Below are 17773 nucleotides of genomic sequence, written 5' to 3' on the forward strand. Positions count from 1 at the left end.
CGCGTTCCGACAGATTTTGTGCGCTATGATTCCGGCATGGCGCAAAAGTATGATTTTTCTATCGAAAGCCATTCACAGCGCCGCCAGCCATGTTAGAACGATGCAAACCTGCGGCCTTGTTCGCGCCGCCGGCAGCAGCAAGGAAAGTTCAAAATGACGGCAGGTAACGGCGGTTCAGCGCCCACCAAACTGCGCTCGCGCGCCTGGTTCGACAATCCAGAGAACCCGGACATGACGGCGCTCTATCTCGAGCGCTACATGAATTTCGGCGTGTCGCGCGAAGAGCTGCAGTCAGGCAAGCCGATCATCGGTATCGCCCAGACCGGTTCGGACCTCAGCCCCTGCAACCGCCATCATATCGTGCTGGCCGAGCGCGTGCGCGAAGGCATCCGTGAAGCGGGCGGCATTGCCATCGAGTTTCCCGTGCACCCGATCCAGGAAACCGGCAAGCGCCCGACGGCCGGGCTTGACCGGAACCTGGCCTATCTCGGGCTTGTCGAAGTGCTTTATGGCTATCCGCTCGACGGCGTGGTGCTGACCATTGGCTGCGACAAGACCACCCCGGCCATGCTGATGGGCGCGGCGACCGTCAATATTCCGGCCATCGCATTGTCGGTCGGCCCGATGCTGAACGGCTGGCACAAGGGCGAGCGCACCGGTTCGGGCACCATTGTGTGGAAGGCGCGCCAGATGATGGCGGCCGGCGAGATCGACTATGCCCAGTTCATCGAACTGGTGGCGTCCTCGGCGCCCTCGACCGGCTATTGCAACACCATGGGCACGGCCTCGACCATGAACTCGCTGGCCGAGTCGCTGGGCATGCAGCTGCCCGGCTCGGCGGCAATTCCGGCGCCCTATCGCGATCGCCAGGAAATGGCCTATCGCACCGGCAAGCGCATCGTCGACATGGTGCATGAGGACCTCAAGCCCTCCGACATCCTGACCAAGGATAACTTCATCAATACCATCGTGGTCAATTCCGCCATTGGCGGCTCGACCAATGCGCCGATCCATATCCAGGCCATTGCCAAGCATATCGGCGTCGAACTCGAACTGCAGGATTTCCAGACCTATGGCCACAAGGTGCCGCTGCTGGTGAACCTGCAGCCGGCCGGCGAATATCTGGGCGAAGACTATTACCATGCCGGCGGCGTGCCGGCGGTGGTCAACGAGCTGATGAGCCAGGGCCTGATCCGCGAGAACGCGCCCACCGTCAACGGCAAGACCATTGGCGAGAACTGCCGCAATACCACGATCCAGGACGACAAGGTCATCCGCCACTTCGACAACCCGCTCAAGACCGAGGCCGGGTTCCTGGTGCTGCGCGGCAACATGTTCGACAATGCCATCATGAAGACATCAGTGATCTCGACCGAGTTCCGCGATCGCTACCTCAACAATCCGGCCAGCCCGGGCGCGTTCGAGGGCAAGGCGGTGGTGTTTGACGGGCCGGAGGATTATCACCACCGGATCGACGATCCCGCGCTCGAGATCGACGAAAACACGTTGCTGTTCATGCGTGGCGCCGGCCCGATCGGCTATCCCGGTGCAGCAGAAGTGGTCAACATGCGGCCACCGAACTACCTGATCAAGAAGGGCATCACGGCTTTGGCCTGTATCGGCGATGGCCGCCAGTCGGGCACGTCGGGTTCGCCCTCGATCCTCAATGCCTCGCCGGAAGCAGCAGCCGGTGGCAACCTTGCCATCCTGCGCACGGGCGACCGCGTGCGGATCGATCTCAATATCGGCCAGGCCAATATCCTGATCTCGGACGAGGAGATCGCGACGCGCCGGGCAGACCTGGAAACCATGGGTGGCTACAAGTTCCCCAAGAGCCAGACCCCGTGGCAGGAAATCCAGCGCGGCATTGTGGGCCAGCTGGGCGAGGGCGCCATCCTGCGCCCGGCCGAGAAGTATCAGCGGATTGCCCAGACCAACGGCATTCCCCGCGACAACCACTAGCTCGCCGCATTCAGCTCAGAAAGGCCCGCCACCCGGCGGGCCTTTTTTTGTTGAGCGGCTGTCGAAGTCGGCGGCCGATTCTCGTCGTCTCAGGCAGTAGGGTCTGGACCGCAAGCCTGAGCAGGGCGGCGGGGCAACAGGGGAGAACAGGATGCTGCTCAAGGACAAGACGGCCATTGTCTATGGCGGTAGCGGCGCGGTGGGTGGTGCGGTGGCCAGAGCCTATGCGCGCGAGGGCGCCCATGTGGTGCTGGCGGCGCGCCAGCGGCAACCGTTGGAGCGCGTGGCGGATGCCATCAGGGAGCTTGGCGGCAGCGCCGAGGTGACGGTCGTGGACGCGCGTGATCCGGACTCGATCCGCCAGCATCTGGCCGAGGTTTCCGGCCGGGTCGGGCCGGTCAAGATCATGTTCAACGGCATATTCTGGGGTGATGTGCAGGGCAGTCACATGGTGGCAATGGGCTATGATTCCGTCATGACGCCGATCCTGGGGGGCATGACCACCTGGTTCCATACTGGAACCATTCTGGCGCGCCACATGGCCGACAATGGCGGCGGGGTGATCGTGGGGATCACCGCCAATGTGGGGCGGATGACCAGCGCCAATGTCGGTGGCTTCGGGATCGCCTGCGCTGCCGTGGAGAACTTCCTGCGTCAGCTGGGGCAGGAAACCGGTCAGCAAGGCGTCCGCGTGTGCTGGGTTCGCTCGCCGGGATCGCCGGACGCCCCCGGGGTGCGCGACGTCTGGATGCAGCATGCCGAGGCCGTCGGCAAGTCATTCGAGCAACTGGCGCAGGAGTGGGGCAGCGGCGTCCCTCTGGGTCGTGTTACCGCCCTGGCGCAGGTGGCCGACGCGGTGACGCTGCTCTCGAGCGATCTGGCGGCCGGCATGACGGCGACATTCGCCAATGCCACCGGCGGGGCCCTGATCGACTAGGCGACGCCATCCGTCCTGAGGGAGCGCCATAAGCAAGGAGGAACAGATGCAGACTGAACCTATCATCGTCACCCGGCCGGAACAGGCCTTTGCCGCCATGGTATTGCGGCTCAGCCAGCCGGAAATTGCGGCTGTGGCCCCACCGCTGATCGACGACGTCATCGCCTGGGTAAAGGCGCAGGGCGGCCGGACTTCCGGTCCGCCCTTCTTCAACTATGTGAACTTCTACCCCGACGGCACCATGGACATGCAGGCCGGCATGCCGACCACGAGCCTGCTCAAGCCGGCGGGGAGGGTACAGACCGGCTTGCTGCCGGGCGGCCGGTTTGCCTCGTTGACTGCAACCATGCCCTATCATGAACTGCACGCGGCCAATATGGCGCTGCATGAATGGACGGTGGCCAGGGGCCTGCGGCTGGACGGTGTCGAGGCGGGCAATGGCTTTGTCGGCGCCAATCGCCTCGAAATCTACCACAAGGATCCCGGGGAAGACCCCTCCGGCCATCCCGTTACCGAGATTGCCTTCAGGCTGGCGCCCTAGCGTCGATCGCGTGCCAGTTGCCGTTGAGCCGAAGCGCCTGGGCCAGGCGTTCTTCATAGTCGGCGCGCGGAATCTCCACGCCGCCCAGCGAGGCCAGATGATCGGTGAGGAACTGGGTGTCGAGCAGGACGAAGCCGCCAGCGCGGAGGCGGTCGACCAGGTGCGCCATGGCCATCTTGCTGGCATTGGTGCGGCGATGGAACATGGATTCGCCAAAGAAGGCGCCGCCAATGGCCAGGCCATAGAGCCCGCCGACGAGGTCGGCGCCGTCCCAGACCTCCACGGTATGGGCAATGCCGCGGGCGAAGAGTTCGCCATAGACGGCGCGAATGGTGCGGTTGATCCAGGTCGTGTCGCGATCGGCGCCCACCGTGGCGCAGGCCTCAATGACGGCGGGGAAATCACTATCGACCTTGACTACAAAGCCGGACTTGCGGATCGCCTTGCGCAGGCTGGTCGAGAGGCGGAAGCCATCGAGCGGGATGATGCCGCGCTGTTCGGGGCTGACCCAGAACAGGTTTTCGTCTTCGGCATCCTCGGACATCGGGAAAATGCCGGCCTGATAGGCCCTCACGATCAGTTCGGGGGTGATCTCGAGGTCGAAGGGATCCTGCCGTCGGGCCATGGTGTAAACCTTGCATGCTAAAGCAAAGGGGCGCAGAGCGCCCCTTTGGTGGATCAAGACTTGTTCTCAGCCAGGTATTTTTCCAGCCAGTGGATGTCATAGTTGCCCGAGAGAATTTCGGGTTCCTTGATCAGGCGCTGGAACAGCGGCAGCGTGGTCTTGATGCCGTCGATGACGAATTCGTCGATGGCGCGGCGCAGGCGCTGCAGGCACTCGTCGCGGGTGCGGCCATAGACAATCAGCTTGCCGATCAGCGAGTCGTAATAGGGCGGGATCTTGTAGCCCTGGTAGACCGCCGAATCGACGCGGATGCCGACGCCGCCGGCCGGATGGTAGAAGGTGATGGTGCCGGGCGATGGTGCGAAGGTCTGCGGGTCTTCCGCATTGATGCGCACTTCGATGGCGTGGCCGGTAAAGGTCACGTCGCTCTGGGCCATCGAGAGCTTTTCGCCCGAGGCGACGCGGATCTGCTCATAGACGATGTCGATGCCGGTAATGCGCTCGGTGACCGGGTGCTCGACCTGCAGGCGGGTGTTCATCTCAATGAAGTAGAACTTGCCCTCTTCGTAGAGGAATTCCACCGTGCCGGCGCCAGAGTAAGACAGCTTGCGCATGGCCACGGCGCAGATCTCGCCGATGCGGTCACGTTCTTCGGGGGTGATGGTAGGGCCACCGGCCTCTTCCCAGACCTTCTGGTTGCGGCGCTGCAGCGAGCAGTCGCGGACGCCCAGATGCACCGCATTGCCCTGACCGTCGCCCAGTACCTGGACTTCGATATGGCGCGGCTTGCCGAGGTATTTTTCCATATAGACGGCGCCATTGCCGAACGCCGCCTGGGCCTCGGCGCGGGCTGTCGACCAGGCGACCAGCACGTCTTCCTCGGAGGTGGCCAGCTTCATGCCGCGGCCACCGCCACCGGCGGTTGCCTTGATCAGCACGGGATAGCCGATCTCCTTGGCGATCTTGACGGCATCCTTTTCGGTATCGACCGAACCGGCCGAGCCGGGGACGACAGGAATGCCCAGCTCGACGGCGGTCTTCTTGGCCGTGATCTTGTCGCCCATGATGTCGATATGGTGCGAGGAGGGACCGATGAAGGTCACCTTGTGCTCGGTCAGGATCTTGGCGAAGCGGGCATTCTCGGACAAAAAGCCATAGCCGGGATGCACGGCGTCGGCACCGGTGATCTCGATGGCGGCCATGATCGAGGGAATGTTGAGATAGCTATCCTTGGCGGCCGGCGGCCCGATGCAGACGCTCTCGTCGGCGAGCCGCACATGCATGGCATTGGCGTCGGCCGTGGAGTGCACCGCCACGGTCTGGATGCCGAGCTCCTTGCAGGCGCGCAGGATGCGCAGAGCGATTTCGCCGCGATTGGCGATCAGGACCTTCTGGAACATGGGGTTCCCCTTACTCGATGACGACGAGAGGCTCGCCGTATTCCACCGGCTGGGCATCCTGGACCAGGATGCGCGTCACGGTGCCCGAGCGATGTGCGGGGATCTGATTCATGGTCTTCATGGCTTCGATGATCAGCAGGGTCTGGCCCTCGGTGACCTTGGCGCCGACTTCGATGAAGGCAGCCTTGCCCGGCTCGGGCGAGCGATAGGCGGTGCCTACCATGGGAGAGGTCAGCGTGCCGGGATTGGACGCCAGGTCTTCGGCAGCGGCAGGCGCTGCCGCCGGAACCGAGCCAGCCGGCGCGATCGAGGTCGGTGCCGCCTGCTGGGGCGCCGGCATATAATGCTGGGGCGCGGCGTAGGTCACAGCCTCATTGGGATAGGAGCGGGTGACGCGGACCCGGAAGTCCTCCTGCTCGATTTCGATCTCGGCGAGATCTTCCTTGTTGAGCAGCTCGGCGATGGCACGGATCAGATCCTGATCCACTTGCGATGACTTGGTCATTCTTGTCGGTCTCCCGCGCGGTACGCGTTGATCGTTAATTGAGTTTTTCGGCGAGCGCCATGAGCGCCATTCTATACCCGGTGACGCCGAAGCCGCAAATGACACCGAAGGCGACCGCCGACACATAGGAGTGGTGCCGGAAGGCTTCGCGCTGGTGGATATTGCTCAGATGCACCTCGGCAACGGGCAGGCCCACTGCCTTGAGGGCGTCATGGATGGCGACCGAGGTGTGGGAATAGGCGGCCGGATTGATGAGAATCGCATCGGCTGTGGTGCGGGCCTCCTGGATCCAGGTGACCAGCTCGCCTTCGTGATTGGACTGGCGAAAGTCGATTTCCAGGCCCAGCTCGGCGCCGGTCTGCTCGCACAGCGTCTCGACATCCTTGAGCGTATTCGCGCCATAGATGTCCGGCTCGCGGGTCCCGAGCAGGTTGAGGTTCGGGCCGTTGAGGACGAGAACGCGCTTTGCCATGATTTTTGCCTTGTGCACCGGGTCTTCGACGTCAAGCAAGCGCGGTTACACGAATTGCACTGAAAAGGCAAAGCACGGGTGAAATTTCACCCGTCAGCCTTCGCACTGCGTCTGGCCGCAGGCGCGCATATTGGCGATGCGCGTCCGCAGTTCGTTGATGCCGATGGCGCCGGGGATGATCTCGTTGCCGATGATATAGGTGGGGGTGCCGGTGATGTTGAGCGCCTTGGCGATCTCGTAGGAGGTCTGGATGGTCTCGGCGACGGCGGCCGAGCCCATGTCGAGCTCGAGATTGACCTGGCTCAGCCCCAGATCGGCGGCGGCGGCGAGGGCAACGTCCTTGTCGACCTTGCCGCGGCTGCTGAACAGCGCCTCGTGGAAGCTCCAGTAATCGACGTCGGAATCACCCACCAGCACGGCGACGCGGGCGGCATCGATGGATTCGTTGGAGAGGATGGGGAATTCCTTGAAGACCACGCGCAGGTTGGGATCTTCGGCCAGCAACGCGGCCATGTCGGGCAGGGCGGCGCGGCAATAGCCGCAATTGTAGTCGAAGAATTCCACCAGGGTGACGTCGCCATCGGGATTGCCGACCACGATCTGCCGCGGATCGTTGAAGATGGCGTCCTGCATGGACGCGATGGCGGCGGTGGACTGCTCCCGCTCTTCCTCGCGCAGGGTGGAATCAAGCGCCACCGACATGCGCTGCAGGATCTTGGGATCGCTCATCAGGAAGGACTCGATGAGCGGGTTGATGGTTTCGGGCGCGATGGTCGCCACGTCCTGGGCGGGTGCAGTGGCCGGAGCGGCCGCAATGCGCTGGGCGTCATAGGCAGTAATGGCCTCGTCGATCAGGGCCTGCACGGCCACCGTGTCGGTTTGCGCGGCGGGCTTGACCAGGGTGGCATAGCCCAGGGCGCCGGCGAGAATGCCCGCAAGGGCGACGAGAACGACGGTGACGCGTGACATGGAAAAAGTGGACTCCGGTCCTGAGCAAGGCCTGCCTTCTAGCAGAGGCGCCAGCAGATTAGCAGGGGGCAGTAAACACGACGGGCACATCCCCATCAATTGTTGTTGAGAGGCAGGGCGGTACGGGTTAGGCCGGGAGGGCACCCTAGCAAACGCGAGTGACCATGACCGATAGTTCTGCCGATGGCCTGATGCCCTTCCAGGCCATGGAAATCCTCAAGCGCGCCAAGGTTCTCGAAGCGAGCGGACGCAGCATCTGCCATCTGGAGCTGGGCGAGCCCGGCGCGCCGCCGGCCCCGCGGGTCATCGAGGCCGTGCGGCAGGCGCTCCCCAATGCCCAGGGCTACACCAATGCCAAGGGCCTGGACGGGCTGCGGGACGGGCTGGTGGGCTATTACCAGGACCAGCACGGGGTGCGCGTGGATGCCGATGCCATCATCTGCACCATGGGGTCGTCGGCCGGCTTCATCCTGGCCTTTCATGCCGCTTTCCGGCCAGGGGCGCGCATCGCCATTACCCGGCCGGGCTATCCGGCCTATGTCAACACGCTGCTCGGCCTCGGCTTCGGGGTGGTGGAAATCCCGGTCAGCATGGGCAATGACTGGCAGCTGACTGGCGCCGACATTGCCGCCGCCCATGCCCGCGAGCCATTCGAGGGACTGCTGTTTGCCAGCCCGGCCAATCCGACGGGCGCGGCTGTCGATCGGGCGGGCCTGGCCGATATCGTGGCCACCTGCGCGCGGCTGGGCGTGACGCTGATCTCGGACGAAATCTACCATGGTCTGGACTATCGGGGCCCTTCGATCAGCGCGCTGGAGCTGACCAAAGACGCCATCGTCATCAACAGCTTCTCGAAGTATTACTGCATGACCGGCTGGCGCATCGGCTGGATGGTGCTGCCCGAGCATCTGGTGCGGCGGGCGGAAATCCTGCAGCAGAACCTGTTCATCTCGGCGCCGACCCTGAGCCAGATCGCGGCGACTGTGGCGCTGGGCGAGCGCGACTATGCCGAAGAGCAGAAGGCGGGATACGCAACCAGCCGGTTACGGCTCGATGCCGGGCTGCGCGAACTGGGTTTTGACGTCGGCGGCCCGTCGGACGGGGCGTTCTACGCCTATGTCGGGATTTCCAGGTTCTCCAATGATGCCATGGCTTTTTGCAGCCGCATGCTGGAGGAGGCCGGAGTGGCGATGACGCCGGGGGTGGATTTCGACCGGGTAGACGGGGCCGGTTTTGTTCGGCTCTCCTATGCCGGGAGCGCGGCGACCATCGATCTGGCGCTGGAGCGGATGAGCGGATTGTTGCGTTAGCAGAGGGTTAGCGCCCCCGCTTGCATCGGCATGTCGGCCTAAACAATCATTCATTGCCGCCATGATAGGGTGATGACTGCAGGAAGGGGAGGTCCGACCATGCACACACATCCGCCAGATCCTGACATCCTGGCCCATTGCGTTGCCCTCGTCGTGGCCAATAACCAGCCCGATACCGAGGCGCTGATGCGGCTAGCCCACAAGCTGCGCTTCGGCGATATCGCGGCCTGGTCGCCGACGCTGGGGCATGCGCCTTTCTCACACCGACTGGTGTTCTTCCTGGTGCATTTCGACTTCGGCGATGCCGACAGGCTGGCGCTGCTGAAAAACCTGCGCCATTCCGGCTCGGTGAGCCTGTGCTACGCGCCGGTCGTCATGTTCCTGCGCGACGCATCGGAGGAGCAGGTCCGCGCCTGCGTGGAAATGGGGTTTGACGAGGTGATCAACGTGCCCGCCGAAGGCAAGGGCATGGCGACGCGGCTGGCCGGCCAGATCGGGCGCGAGCATCTCTATGTCGAGACGCGCAACTATCTGGGGCCGGATCGGCACCGGCTGGATCACCGCGCTGACAAGCCGGCGCAGCGCCAGGCCGAGGAACCCCATGCCAGGCTGATCATCCGCCGCACGGTGGAGGAGGGCGTCCATATCGTCCGCCGCGAGGGCGTGCCCAAGGGGCATTAGGGACCGGAAACAAAAAAGGCGGCCCGAGGGGCCGCCTTCTGATTGTTTAGCCGAGGCCGAGGCGGCGCTGCCACCAGCCGGCCTTCTTCTTGCCCGCGGGCTCGTCGGTCGGCTCTTCTTCGGCCTTGGGGGCACTGGAGGAGACCACGACGCCTTCGGCGGGCAGATCCTTCTTGACGCGGCGCGGCTTGGGCGCCTCGACGTCAACTTCAGCCTCGGCAGCAGCGGCGGGAGCCGCTACGGCAGGAGCAGGTTCGACTTCAGGGGCGGCTTCGACGACGCTGGCCGCCGGTGCGGCAGCTTCGGCTTCAGCCTTGGGCTTGCGGGCCCGTGGCTTGCGCTTGGGCTTGTCGTCAGCAGCGGCCTCGGCCGGTGCATCCACCTGCACCTGTTCGTCAACTGCCGCAACCGCGACGGCCGCGATCTCGGCAGGCGATGTCACGACGGCGCCGGCTGCCGGCTTGCGGCGGCGGGTGCGCTTGGGCTTGTCGGACGCGGCTTCCTCGGCAGGGGCCTCGGCCAGCTCGTCCTGCACCAGCAGGGCATCGGCGACGGCATCGACCGTTGCGGGGGTCGGGGCGCCTGCCGCTGCGTCGGCGGATGGCTCGTTGCCCTCTTCGCCCTCGCGACGGTTGCGGCGACCACCGCGGCGACCGCGACGGCGACGGCGGCGGGGCTCGCCATCGGCGCCATCGGCCTCGGTCTGCACGCCGTTCTCGTCAGCGTCTTCGGCGTCGCCTTCGACGTCAGCATCGGTGCCAGCCTGGGCATCGTCAGCCGGTGCCTGGGCAGCGCGCTGCTGGGGCGGCCGCTGGCCACCTTCATCACCGCGTTCGGCACCACCGCGACGGCGACGACGACGACGACGCGTGCGGCCTTCGCCATCGGCGGCTTCGCCATTTGGCGCAGCCTTTTCCTCGGCCTCTTCGTCTTCGATCTCGACTTCGTCCTCGATCTCGTCATCGGCATCATCGTCGATGGTGGCGCTGTCGACACGGACATGCTCGACGGCGCGCTGTTCGACATAGGTGGTGACGCGGACTTCACCCTTTTCGATGGCGAACTGGTGCCCGGTCATCTTGCTGTCGGCGGTGATGGTGATCGAGAGCGCGTTGCGAATCTCGAGCGCCGTCAGCGTCTCGCGCTTGAAGTTGAGGATGTAGAGCGCGACCTCGACAGGCACGCGCACATTGATCGACTGGCCATGGCGGCGCAGCACGTGATCCTCGATATTGCGCATGATCATCAGCGCCAGCGACTCGACGGAGCGCACGAGGCCGGTGCCATCGCACATCGGGCACTTGTGGGTGGAGCTTTCAACGACGCCGAAGCGGATGCGCTGGCGGCTCATTTCCATCAGGCCGAAATGGCTGATGCGGCCGACCTGGATGCGGGCGCGATCGTCCTTGAGGCAATCCTTGAGCTTGCGCTCGACGGCCCGGTTGGAGCGGTTTTCCATCATATCGATGAAATCGATGACGATCAGGCCGGCCAGGTCGCGCAGGCGCAGCTGGCGAGCCACTTCATCGGCGGCTTCCAGATTGGTCTGGAGCGCGGTGTCCTCGATATTGTGCTCCTTGGTGGAGCGGCCCGAGTTCACGTCGATCGAGACCAGCGCCTCGGTCGGGTTGATGACGATATAGCCGCCCGAAGGCAGGGTCACCGTGGGTGAGAACATGGAGTCGAGCTGGGCTTCGATGCCATATTTGGAGAACAGCGGCTGATCATCCTTGTAGAGCTGCACGTTCTTGGCGTGGCTCGGCATGATCATGCGCATGAAGTCCTTGGCCTCGGCGAAGGCAGCGTCGCCGGCCACGAAAACCTCGTCGATCTCCTTGTTGTAGAGATCGCGGATGGTCCGCTTGATCAGCGAGCCTTCCTCATAGACCAGGCACGGTGCCTGGCTCTTGAGCGTGAGCGAACGCACGCTCTCCCACAGGCGCATCAGATATTCGAAGTCGCGCTTGACCTCGGCCTTGGTGCGCGAGGCACCGGCCGTGCGCAGGATGACGCCCATGCCCTGGGGCACTTCGAGATCGGAGGTGATCTCCTTGAGGCGCTTGCGGTCGGCTGCGTTGGTAATCTTGCGCGAAATGCCGCCGCCACGGGCGGTATTGGGCATCAGCACGGAATAGCGGCCGGCCAGCGAGAGATAGGTCGTCAGGGCAGCGCCCTTGTTGCCGCGCTCTTCCTTGACCACCTGCACCAGCATGACCTGGCGGCGCTTGATGACTTCCTGGATCTTGTAGTGCTTGCGCGACTGGCTCTGGCGGCGCCGCTCGGGCACTTCCTCGAGCGCATCGGCGCCACCGATCGATTCGACGGGCTCGGAATTGGCCGGGGCCTGTTCGATATGGCTGTCGTCGTCGCTGTCCTGGGGATCAGCGTCGGCCTCGACATCGCTCACGCCTTCGGGCAGCGAGACATGGTCCTCGGCGTCCTCGGCATGCTCTTCTTCTTCGTCGCGCAGCAGCGCTTCGCGATCGGCAACCGGGATCTGGTAATAGTCGGGGTGGATTTCGCTGAAGGCGAGGAAGCCGTGGCGATTGCCGCCATATTCAACGAAAGCGGCCTGCAGGGACGGCTCAACGCGCGTCACCTTGGCGAGGTAGATATTGCCCCGCAACTGCTGGCGCTGGGCGGACTCGAAATCGAATTCCTCGATCCTGTTACCCGCTGTGACGACAATCCGTGTTTCTTCCGGGTGGATGGCATCCACCAGCATTCTCTTGGTAGCCATAATGAACTCCGCGCCTTCGCGCGCCGACAAGAGGGCGCCGGAGAACCGGTATCCTTCTGGTAGCGCAGTGCGAGGCGAATGGTTTGGGGGTGGGTGCGCGCAGAAGCTCTGCCTTGAGCGCGCCGATGTGATTGGTCATGGCCGAAAGTTGCAGCGTGGCAAAGCGGCAATCGTCTTGTTCGATCGCGTCGCGTATTGTCCGCCTGCGGGCCATCTGACCTCTTCCTATTGGGCTGCCTGCATCCGAGGATTGGCGAGCAGCCGTCCGGCCCGAATGGGACCGAAATTCGTAAAAAGCGCAAGAATTGCCGCTTCTAAACCAGAGCAGGGAGGTCTCTTCGATCCCATTTCCGGTCGCTTTCCGTGCCGCCGTAGAGAGCCTGAGGCTGCAAAAACCGGCGTCGGGAAAGCTTGCGCTTCGCCTTAAGCGTGTAGGGATGTCGCGGCCAATTGGCAACAGGAAACTCCAAGGCCCTGCGGTCACGACAAATTTGGCGGGCATTTGCGGCTCCATGTTGGCCCGACCGGCAAATCATCGCATAAGAGCCGGCAGTGCCGCAGAATCGCCCGACCGGGATGCGATGGGCGGCGCCTTGCGATCCAGGGGCCGGCCAGCACGTGTTCAAAGCCATTCACACTTTCCTGTTACCGCTGCTGGTCTGCCTGGCCCTGTTCTCGGCTGGGAGCACGGCGCAGGAAACGGCCGCCGCCGCGGCAGCGATGGCGGGACTGCCCAATGTCATGGGCGTACGAGTGACCGCGACGCCGGACCGCGCGCGGCTGGTCATCGACCTGGCGGACAAGACTGAATTCGCGCTGGTGTCGCTGAGCGGGCCCGACCGACTGGCTATCGATGTGCGCGCCGCCACCTTCACCGTGCCCGAGCCGGTTGTGGAAGTGACCGAGGCGGGCGTGATCTCCCAGTATGAGGTGCAGCAGGCGGGACCGGACCGGGTGCGCACCATCCTGACCCTGTCGGCGCCTGCCCAGGTGCAGCAGGCCTATGTGCTGGCCCCCTTTGAGGACCAGCCAGCACGGCTCATCGTCGATATCATCGCCGCCACGCCCGCGGAATTTGCCGCCAATGTGGCCAAGGATGCCGTGGCGTCGGTCACGCCGGCGCCGGCGGTGGACAGCTCGACCCCGGCCGGCGGTTCCGAACTGCCCATCGCCACGCGACCGCTGGTGGTGATCGATCCGGGACATGGCGGCATTGACAGCGGCGCCGAAGCGCCTGGCGGCATCAAGGAGAAGGACATCGTCCTGGCCTTCGCCCTCAAGCTGCAGCAATTGCTGGTTGATTCCGGGCGTTTCGACGTGGCGCTGACGCGCGAGGATGACACCTATCTGCGGCTCGAAGAGCGGGTGGCGCTGGCCCGGGCCAACAAGGCCGACATCTTCATCTCCATTCACGCCGACAGCTTCCAGCAGCCGGAAATCCGCGGCGCCAGCGTCTATACGCGCGACGAGAACGCCACCGACGTGCTCGACAAGGTGCTGGCGGACAAGGAGAACCGCACCGACGTCATTGCCGGCTTTGCCATGCCGCAAATGGCGCCCGAAGTGGTCGATATCCTGCTCGACCTGATGCGCCGCGAGATGCGGCACCAGTCCTACACGCTGGCGCAGTCGATCGTGCATCAGCTCGAGGCCAGCGTCGAATTGCGGCGCTTCCCGGTGCGGCAGGCCGACTTCTTTGTGCTGCAGGCGCCCGATGTGCCATCGGTGCTGGTCGAGCTGGGCTTTCTGTCCAATACCGACGACATGGCCAATCTGCTGCAGGGCGAGTGGCAGGGGCGCACCGCCGAGGCGCTGGCGCGCGGCATATCGAGCTATTTCGACGGCATGGTGGCGCCGGAGTGATGTGACAAATCGGTCACGAGCGATGCCAAGCGGTCGGAACGGGCTGCGGCATCGGGCTTGTGATCCACTTTGGGCCGCGTCTCTGCTATGATTCTGCCAACGACAGCGATGCGCCGCCGGCAGTATCGCATTGACCATCTGGCATGCCCGATCCGCTCGGACATGTCGCGGAGAGATTGACTAGATGCTGCGCTTGATCGGCTGGTTGTTCGGCCTTGGGATATTTCTGGCCTTTCTCGCTCTGGGCGCGGGCGCCATCTATCTGACCACCGTGTCGGCGGAACTGCCGGACTATACGGTGCTCAAGGATTACCAGCCGCCGGTGACAACGCGCGTGCATGCCGCCGATGGTACGCTGCTGGCCGAGTTTGCGCGCGAAAGGCGGCTGTTCCAGCCGATCGAAACCGTGCCGCCGCTGGTGATCAATGCTTTCCTCTCGGCCGAGGACAAGGACTTCTACAATCACGGCGGCATTGCCATTGATGGCGTGTTCCGCGCGGTGCGCGACAATGTGATGGCCCGGCTCGATGGCAACACCGCCATTCAGGGCGGCGGCTCCTCCATCACCCAGCAGGTGGCCAAGAATTTCCTCCTTACCGCCGACCAGACCTGGGACCGCAAGATCCAGGAAGCGCTGCTGGCGCTGCGGATAGAATCGACGTTTTCCAAGGACCGCATCCTCGAGCTCTATCTCAACGAGATCTTTCTCGGCCTGAACTCCTATGGCGTGGCCGCGGCGGCGCTGAACTATTTCGACAAGGCGCTCTATCAGCTCACCCTGAGCGAGGCGGCCTATATCGCCGCGCTGCCCAAGGGGCCGAACAATTACCATCCCTTCCGGCGCCCCCAGGCCGCCATCGAGCGCCGCAACTGGGTGATCGATCGCATGGTCGAGAATGGCTATGCCACGCTCGAAGAAGGGGCGCTGGCCAAGGACGAGCCGCTCAATGTCAGCCCGCGTGCGGGCGGCAGCCAGCTCTATTCGGCCGAATATTTCACCGAGGAAGTGCGGCGCGACCTGGCCAAGCTCTATGGCGAGGACCAGCTCTATGGCGGCGGCCTGTCGGTGCGCACGACGCTGGAGCCCAAGCTGCAGACCTATGCGCGGCAGGCGCTGATGGATGGGCTAATCGCCTATGACCAGAGCCGGGGCTTCCGCGAGCCGGTGGCCAGCATCGCGCTGGGCGCCGACTGGGGCGCCGATGTCAGCAAGATCATACCCCTGAGCGATGTGCCGGAATGGCAGCTGGCGGTGGTGCTGGAGCTGGGCGACAACTCGGCCCGCATCGGCCTGCGGCCCGACGGCATTGCCGATGGCGGGACCTCGGACGAGCGCCTCGAGGGCACGCTGGCCGGGGCCGATATCAAGTGGGTTTCCAAGCGGGTAGAGAGCTTTCTCAAGGTTGGTGATGTGGTCTATGTCTCGCCGGTGGCCGGCAAGACCGGGTCCTATACGCTGCAGCAGGTGCCCGAAATCGAGGGCGCGCTGGTGGCGATGGATCCGCGCACCGGCCGCGTGCTGGCCATGGTGGGCGGGTTCTCCTATGCGCTGAGCGAGTTCAACCGGGCGACCCAGGCACTGCGCCAGCCCGGCTCGTCGTTCAAGCCCATCGTCTATGCGGCGGCGCTGGACAATGGCTATACGCCGGCCTCGGTGGTGCTCGATGCCCCGGTGGAAATCCGCAATAGCGACGGCTCGATCTGGCGGCCGGAGAACTATGCGCAGGAATTCTACGGGCCACAGACGCTGCGGCGCGGCATCGAGCGCAGCCGCAACGTCATGACCGTCCGGCTGGCGCGCGACATCGGCATGCCGCTGGTGGCCGAATATGCCAAGATGTTCGGCGTCTATGACAGCATGCAGCCGGTGCTGGCCATGGCGCTGGGGGCGGGCGAGACCACCGACATGCGGATGACGGCAGCCTATTCCACCATTGCCAATGGCGGGCGCAAGATCGTGCCGACCCTGATCGACCGGGTGCAGGACCGCTATGGCGTCACCGTCTACAAGCACGACCAGCGCCTGTGCCAGGACTGCCAGGCCGATGAATGGCGCGGGCAGGGTGAACCGCTGATCGTGGACAATCGCGAGCAGGTGCTCGATCCCATGACCGCCTACCAGATCACCTCGATGATGGAAGGCGTGGTGCAGCGCGGCACCGGCACCGCCGCCAAGGTGCTCGGCCGGCCGGTGGCCGGCAAGACCGGCACCACCAATGACTACAAGGATGCCTGGTTTGTCGGCTTCACGCCCGAGCTGGCCGTGGGCGTCTATGTCGGCTACGACCAGCCGCGCTCGATGGGCAGTTCGGTCACCGGTGGCAGCTTTGCCACGCCGATCTTCACCGAGTTCATGGCCAAGGCGCTCGAAGGCAAGCCGGCCACCCCGTTCAACGTGCCAGCTGGCATGAGCACGGCGTGGATCAATCCCAATTCGGGCGTTTCCGCGTTTGATGGCGAAGCGGCGGTGGAGGAATCCTTCAAGCCGGGCACCGGACCCAACCTGATGACCTCGGTGATCGGGCTGGACGCCAATACGCTGGACGCCATCCAGCGCCAGCAGCAGATGCAGCAGCAATATCAGGGCGGCATTACCCAGCCGAGCGGCAATGGCCAATATCTCGATCCCAATCTGGGGCGCGGCGGGCTGTTCTAGATGAGCGGCTTCGTGCTCTATCCAGATCCGCTGCTGCAGCAGGCGGCCGTATCGCGCCCGGTGGACGCTGCCCTCCGTGATGCCGGGATGGCCCTGCGCGAAGCTGCTGCCGGCGTCGAGGCCTATGGCCTGGCTGCGGCCCATATCGGCCGCGTCGAACCGGTGGCGGTGGTCAGCGTGGCGCCGGCGGGCATGGCGCGGGACTATCGCCTGCTGTTCAATCCCGTGGTGCTGGCGACTTCCAGCGAAAAGGCATTCGGCCCCGAGGGCTCGGTGTCCATGCCGGCCATCGAGGTGCCGATCGAGCGGGCCATCTGGGTCGAGATCGGATTTGACGCCGAAGACGGTACGGCGCAGCGGCTTCGGCTCGAGGGTTTTGCCGCCCGCGTGGCCCAGCACGAGATCGAACAGGTCAACGGAATATTCTTCCTCAGCCGGCTCTCCCGGCTCAAGCGGGATACGGCGATCCGCAAGTATCTCAAGAGCCAGCGGGCCGGCTGACCGGCCCGCCGCGTCTCAGCTCGGCAGGTTCTGCGGCACAAACACCAGGAATGGCGTCTGGGGTGCCTCGCCGGGCGGTGCGTAGGGCGGGGCCGGATCGCCGGGGTCGCCGAGCGATACGATATACTGGTGCAAGGACCGCATTTCGCCTTCGGTGAAATAATGCACATTGAACCAAGGCATGGGCGGTCTGGTTTCCAGTTTCTTGAGATAGTCCACCCATTGGTCTTCCGTATGGGCTGCCGCGGTCAGGCGCAGGTTGGCCGCGTAGGTCGTGCCCCAGGGGCCCTGATAGCCCACGGGGGTGCCCTTGAGGGCAGTGGCCGGATCAATGGTGCCCCCGGTCTCCGCGAAACCGACCGAATGGCAATCGTGGCATCCCCCGATACGGGAAATGCGTTCTCCCTCAGCAATAGAAACAACAGTATCCTGGGCCTGTGCATTTGCCGTCAACAGCAGACCAGCTAAAATAATAGTCTTGCGAAACATCCTTTCCTCCGGTGCGTCAGTCACCGTGCTCATAATGACTTGCATCGGATTTGCTGGCAAGGGAGCGGTTGATCCTGCCAGCGTCGTCCGCTACATGGGGCCAGAGCTTGCCGGGTGGCGTT

General features: G+C 64.3%; 15 protein-coding genes. 8 read left to right on the forward strand and 7 right to left on the reverse strand.

What is annotated here, in order from left to right:
- Window positions 1–153: 153 nt before the first annotated feature.
- From GDR53_RS17545 to GDR53_RS17555, 3 genes are all read left to right on the forward strand, one after another.
- Window positions 154–1962, forward strand: a complete 1809-nt coding sequence (locus tag GDR53_RS17545; protein WP_193335711.1) for an IlvD/Edd family dehydratase — start codon at window positions 154–156, stop codon at window positions 1960–1962.
- 151 nt (window positions 1963–2113) lie between these two features.
- Window positions 2114–2899 carry an SDR family NAD(P)-dependent oxidoreductase gene (locus tag GDR53_RS17550; protein WP_193335712.1) on the forward strand — a complete coding sequence of 262 codons (786 nt, stop codon included), beginning with the start codon at window positions 2114–2116 and terminating at the stop codon, window positions 2897–2899.
- Window positions 2900–2945: 46 nt separating this feature from the next.
- Window positions 2946–3440 (forward strand): GyrI-like domain-containing protein, encoded by a 495-nt coding sequence (locus tag GDR53_RS17555; protein ID WP_193335713.1) that lies wholly within the window; start codon window positions 2946–2948, stop codon window positions 3438–3440.
- Here the strand turns inward: GDR53_RS17555 and aat are convergent.
- The 5 genes from aat to GDR53_RS17580 form a co-directional block, all read right to left on the reverse strand.
- Window positions 3424–4065, reverse strand: coding sequence for a leucyl/phenylalanyl-tRNA--protein transferase (gene aat / locus GDR53_RS17560; RefSeq protein ID WP_193335714.1), 642 nt, complete (start codon window positions 4063–4065; stop codon window positions 3424–3426). The genes GDR53_RS17555 and aat overlap by 17 nt on opposite strands.
- Before the next feature lie 53 nt (window positions 4066–4118).
- Window positions 4119–5465 carry an acetyl-CoA carboxylase biotin carboxylase subunit gene (gene accC, locus GDR53_RS17565; protein WP_193335715.1) on the reverse strand — a complete coding sequence of 449 codons (1347 nt, stop codon included), beginning with the start codon at window positions 5463–5465 and terminating at the stop codon, window positions 4119–4121.
- Window positions 5466–5475: 10 nt separating this feature from the next.
- Window positions 5476–5970: an acetyl-CoA carboxylase biotin carboxyl carrier protein gene (gene accB, locus GDR53_RS17570; protein ID WP_193335716.1), complete on the reverse strand. Its 495-nt coding sequence runs from the start codon at window positions 5968–5970 to the stop codon at window positions 5476–5478.
- 34 nt (window positions 5971–6004) lie between these two features.
- A complete protein-coding gene (aroQ, locus tag GDR53_RS17575) occupies window positions 6005–6442 on the reverse strand; it encodes a type II 3-dehydroquinate dehydratase (protein ID WP_193335717.1) in 438 nt (145 codons plus the stop codon).
- A 93-nt stretch (window positions 6443–6535) separates the two neighbouring features.
- Window positions 6536–7411 (reverse strand): DsbA family protein, encoded by an 876-nt coding sequence (locus GDR53_RS17580; protein ID WP_193335718.1) that lies wholly within the window; start codon window positions 7409–7411, stop codon window positions 6536–6538.
- A 164-nt stretch (window positions 7412–7575) separates the two neighbouring features.
- On the opposite strand from GDR53_RS17580, the gene GDR53_RS17585 reads away from it, so the two are divergent.
- Both GDR53_RS17585 and GDR53_RS17590 read left to right on the forward strand, forming a co-directional pair.
- Window positions 7576–8721 carry a pyridoxal phosphate-dependent aminotransferase gene (locus GDR53_RS17585; protein ID WP_193335719.1) on the forward strand — a complete coding sequence of 382 codons (1146 nt, stop codon included), beginning with the start codon at window positions 7576–7578 and terminating at the stop codon, window positions 8719–8721.
- A 99-nt stretch (window positions 8722–8820) separates the two neighbouring features.
- Window positions 8821–9402: a hypothetical protein gene (locus GDR53_RS17590; RefSeq protein WP_193335720.1), complete on the forward strand. Its 582-nt coding sequence runs from the start codon at window positions 8821–8823 to the stop codon at window positions 9400–9402.
- Window positions 9403–9448: 46 nt separating this feature from the next.
- On the opposite strand, the gene GDR53_RS17595 is transcribed toward GDR53_RS17590, so the two are convergent.
- Window positions 9449–12142 (reverse strand): Rne/Rng family ribonuclease, encoded by a 2694-nt coding sequence (locus GDR53_RS17595; protein WP_193335721.1) that lies wholly within the window; start codon window positions 12140–12142, stop codon window positions 9449–9451.
- A gap of 618 nt (window positions 12143–12760) precedes the next feature.
- Between GDR53_RS17595 and GDR53_RS17600 the strand changes: the two genes are divergently transcribed.
- From GDR53_RS17600 to GDR53_RS17610, 3 genes are all read left to right on the forward strand, one after another.
- Complete coding sequence (locus GDR53_RS17600) at window positions 12761–14005, forward strand: N-acetylmuramoyl-L-alanine amidase (protein WP_193335722.1); 1245 nt, start codon at window positions 12761–12763, stop codon at window positions 14003–14005.
- A gap of 184 nt (window positions 14006–14189) precedes the next feature.
- Entirely contained in the window at window positions 14190–16661 is a 2472-nt protein-coding gene (locus GDR53_RS17605) for a penicillin-binding protein 1A (protein WP_193335723.1), read from the forward strand.
- On the forward strand, window positions 16662–17162 hold the full coding sequence (locus tag GDR53_RS17610; RefSeq protein ID WP_193335724.1) for a peptide deformylase: 501 nt from the start codon (window positions 16662–16664) through the stop codon (window positions 17160–17162).
- A 15-nt stretch (window positions 17163–17177) separates the two neighbouring features.
- Here GDR53_RS17610 and GDR53_RS17615 read toward each other — a convergent pair whose 3' ends face one another.
- Window positions 17178–17651 (reverse strand): cytochrome C, encoded by a 474-nt coding sequence (locus GDR53_RS17615; RefSeq protein ID WP_193335725.1) that lies wholly within the window; start codon window positions 17649–17651, stop codon window positions 17178–17180.
- Window positions 17652–17773 lie beyond the last annotated feature (122 nt).

This window comes from Devosia beringensis, assembly GCF_014926585.1.
In the GTDB taxonomy this organism is placed as follows: domain Bacteria; phylum Pseudomonadota; class Alphaproteobacteria; order Rhizobiales; family Devosiaceae; genus Devosia; species Devosia beringensis.

Excerpts from the sequence above, each read along its gene's own strand:
- GDR53_RS17545 (WP_193335711.1), top strand. The coding sequence starts at position 154 with ATGACGGCAGGTAACGGCGGTTCAGCGCCCACCAAACTGCGCTCGCGC.
- GDR53_RS17550 (WP_193335712.1), top strand. The coding sequence starts at position 2,114 with ATGCTGCTCAAGGACAAGACGGCCATTGTCTATGGCGGTAGCGGCGCG.
- GDR53_RS17555 (WP_193335713.1), top strand. The coding sequence starts at position 2,946 with ATGCAGACTGAACCTATCATCGTCACCCGGCCGGAACAGGCCTTTGCC.
- aat (WP_193335714.1), bottom strand. The coding sequence starts at position 4,065 with ATGGCCCGACGGCAGGATCCCTTCGACCTCGAGATCACCCCCGAACTG.
- accC (WP_193335715.1), bottom strand. The coding sequence starts at position 5,465 with ATGTTCCAGAAGGTCCTGATCGCCAATCGCGGCGAAATCGCTCTGCGC.
- accB (WP_193335716.1), bottom strand. The coding sequence starts at position 5,970 with ATGACCAAGTCATCGCAAGTGGATCAGGATCTGATCCGTGCCATCGCC.
- aroQ (WP_193335717.1), bottom strand. The coding sequence starts at position 6,442 with ATGGCAAAGCGCGTTCTCGTCCTCAACGGCCCGAACCTCAACCTGCTC.
- GDR53_RS17580 (WP_193335718.1), bottom strand. The coding sequence starts at position 7,411 with ATGTCACGCGTCACCGTCGTTCTCGTCGCCCTTGCGGGCATTCTCGCC.
- GDR53_RS17585 (WP_193335719.1), top strand. The coding sequence starts at position 7,576 with ATGACCGATAGTTCTGCCGATGGCCTGATGCCCTTCCAGGCCATGGAA.
- GDR53_RS17590 (WP_193335720.1), top strand. The coding sequence starts at position 8,821 with ATGCACACACATCCGCCAGATCCTGACATCCTGGCCCATTGCGTTGCC.
- GDR53_RS17595 (WP_193335721.1), bottom strand. The coding sequence starts at position 12,142 with ATGGCTACCAAGAGAATGCTGGTGGATGCCATCCACCCGGAAGAAACA.
- GDR53_RS17605 (WP_193335723.1), top strand. The coding sequence starts at position 14,190 with ATGCTGCGCTTGATCGGCTGGTTGTTCGGCCTTGGGATATTTCTGGCC.
- GDR53_RS17610 (WP_193335724.1), top strand. The coding sequence starts at position 16,662 with ATGAGCGGCTTCGTGCTCTATCCAGATCCGCTGCTGCAGCAGGCGGCC.
- GDR53_RS17615 (WP_193335725.1), bottom strand. The coding sequence starts at position 17,651 with ATGTTTCGCAAGACTATTATTTTAGCTGGTCTGCTGTTGACGGCAAAT.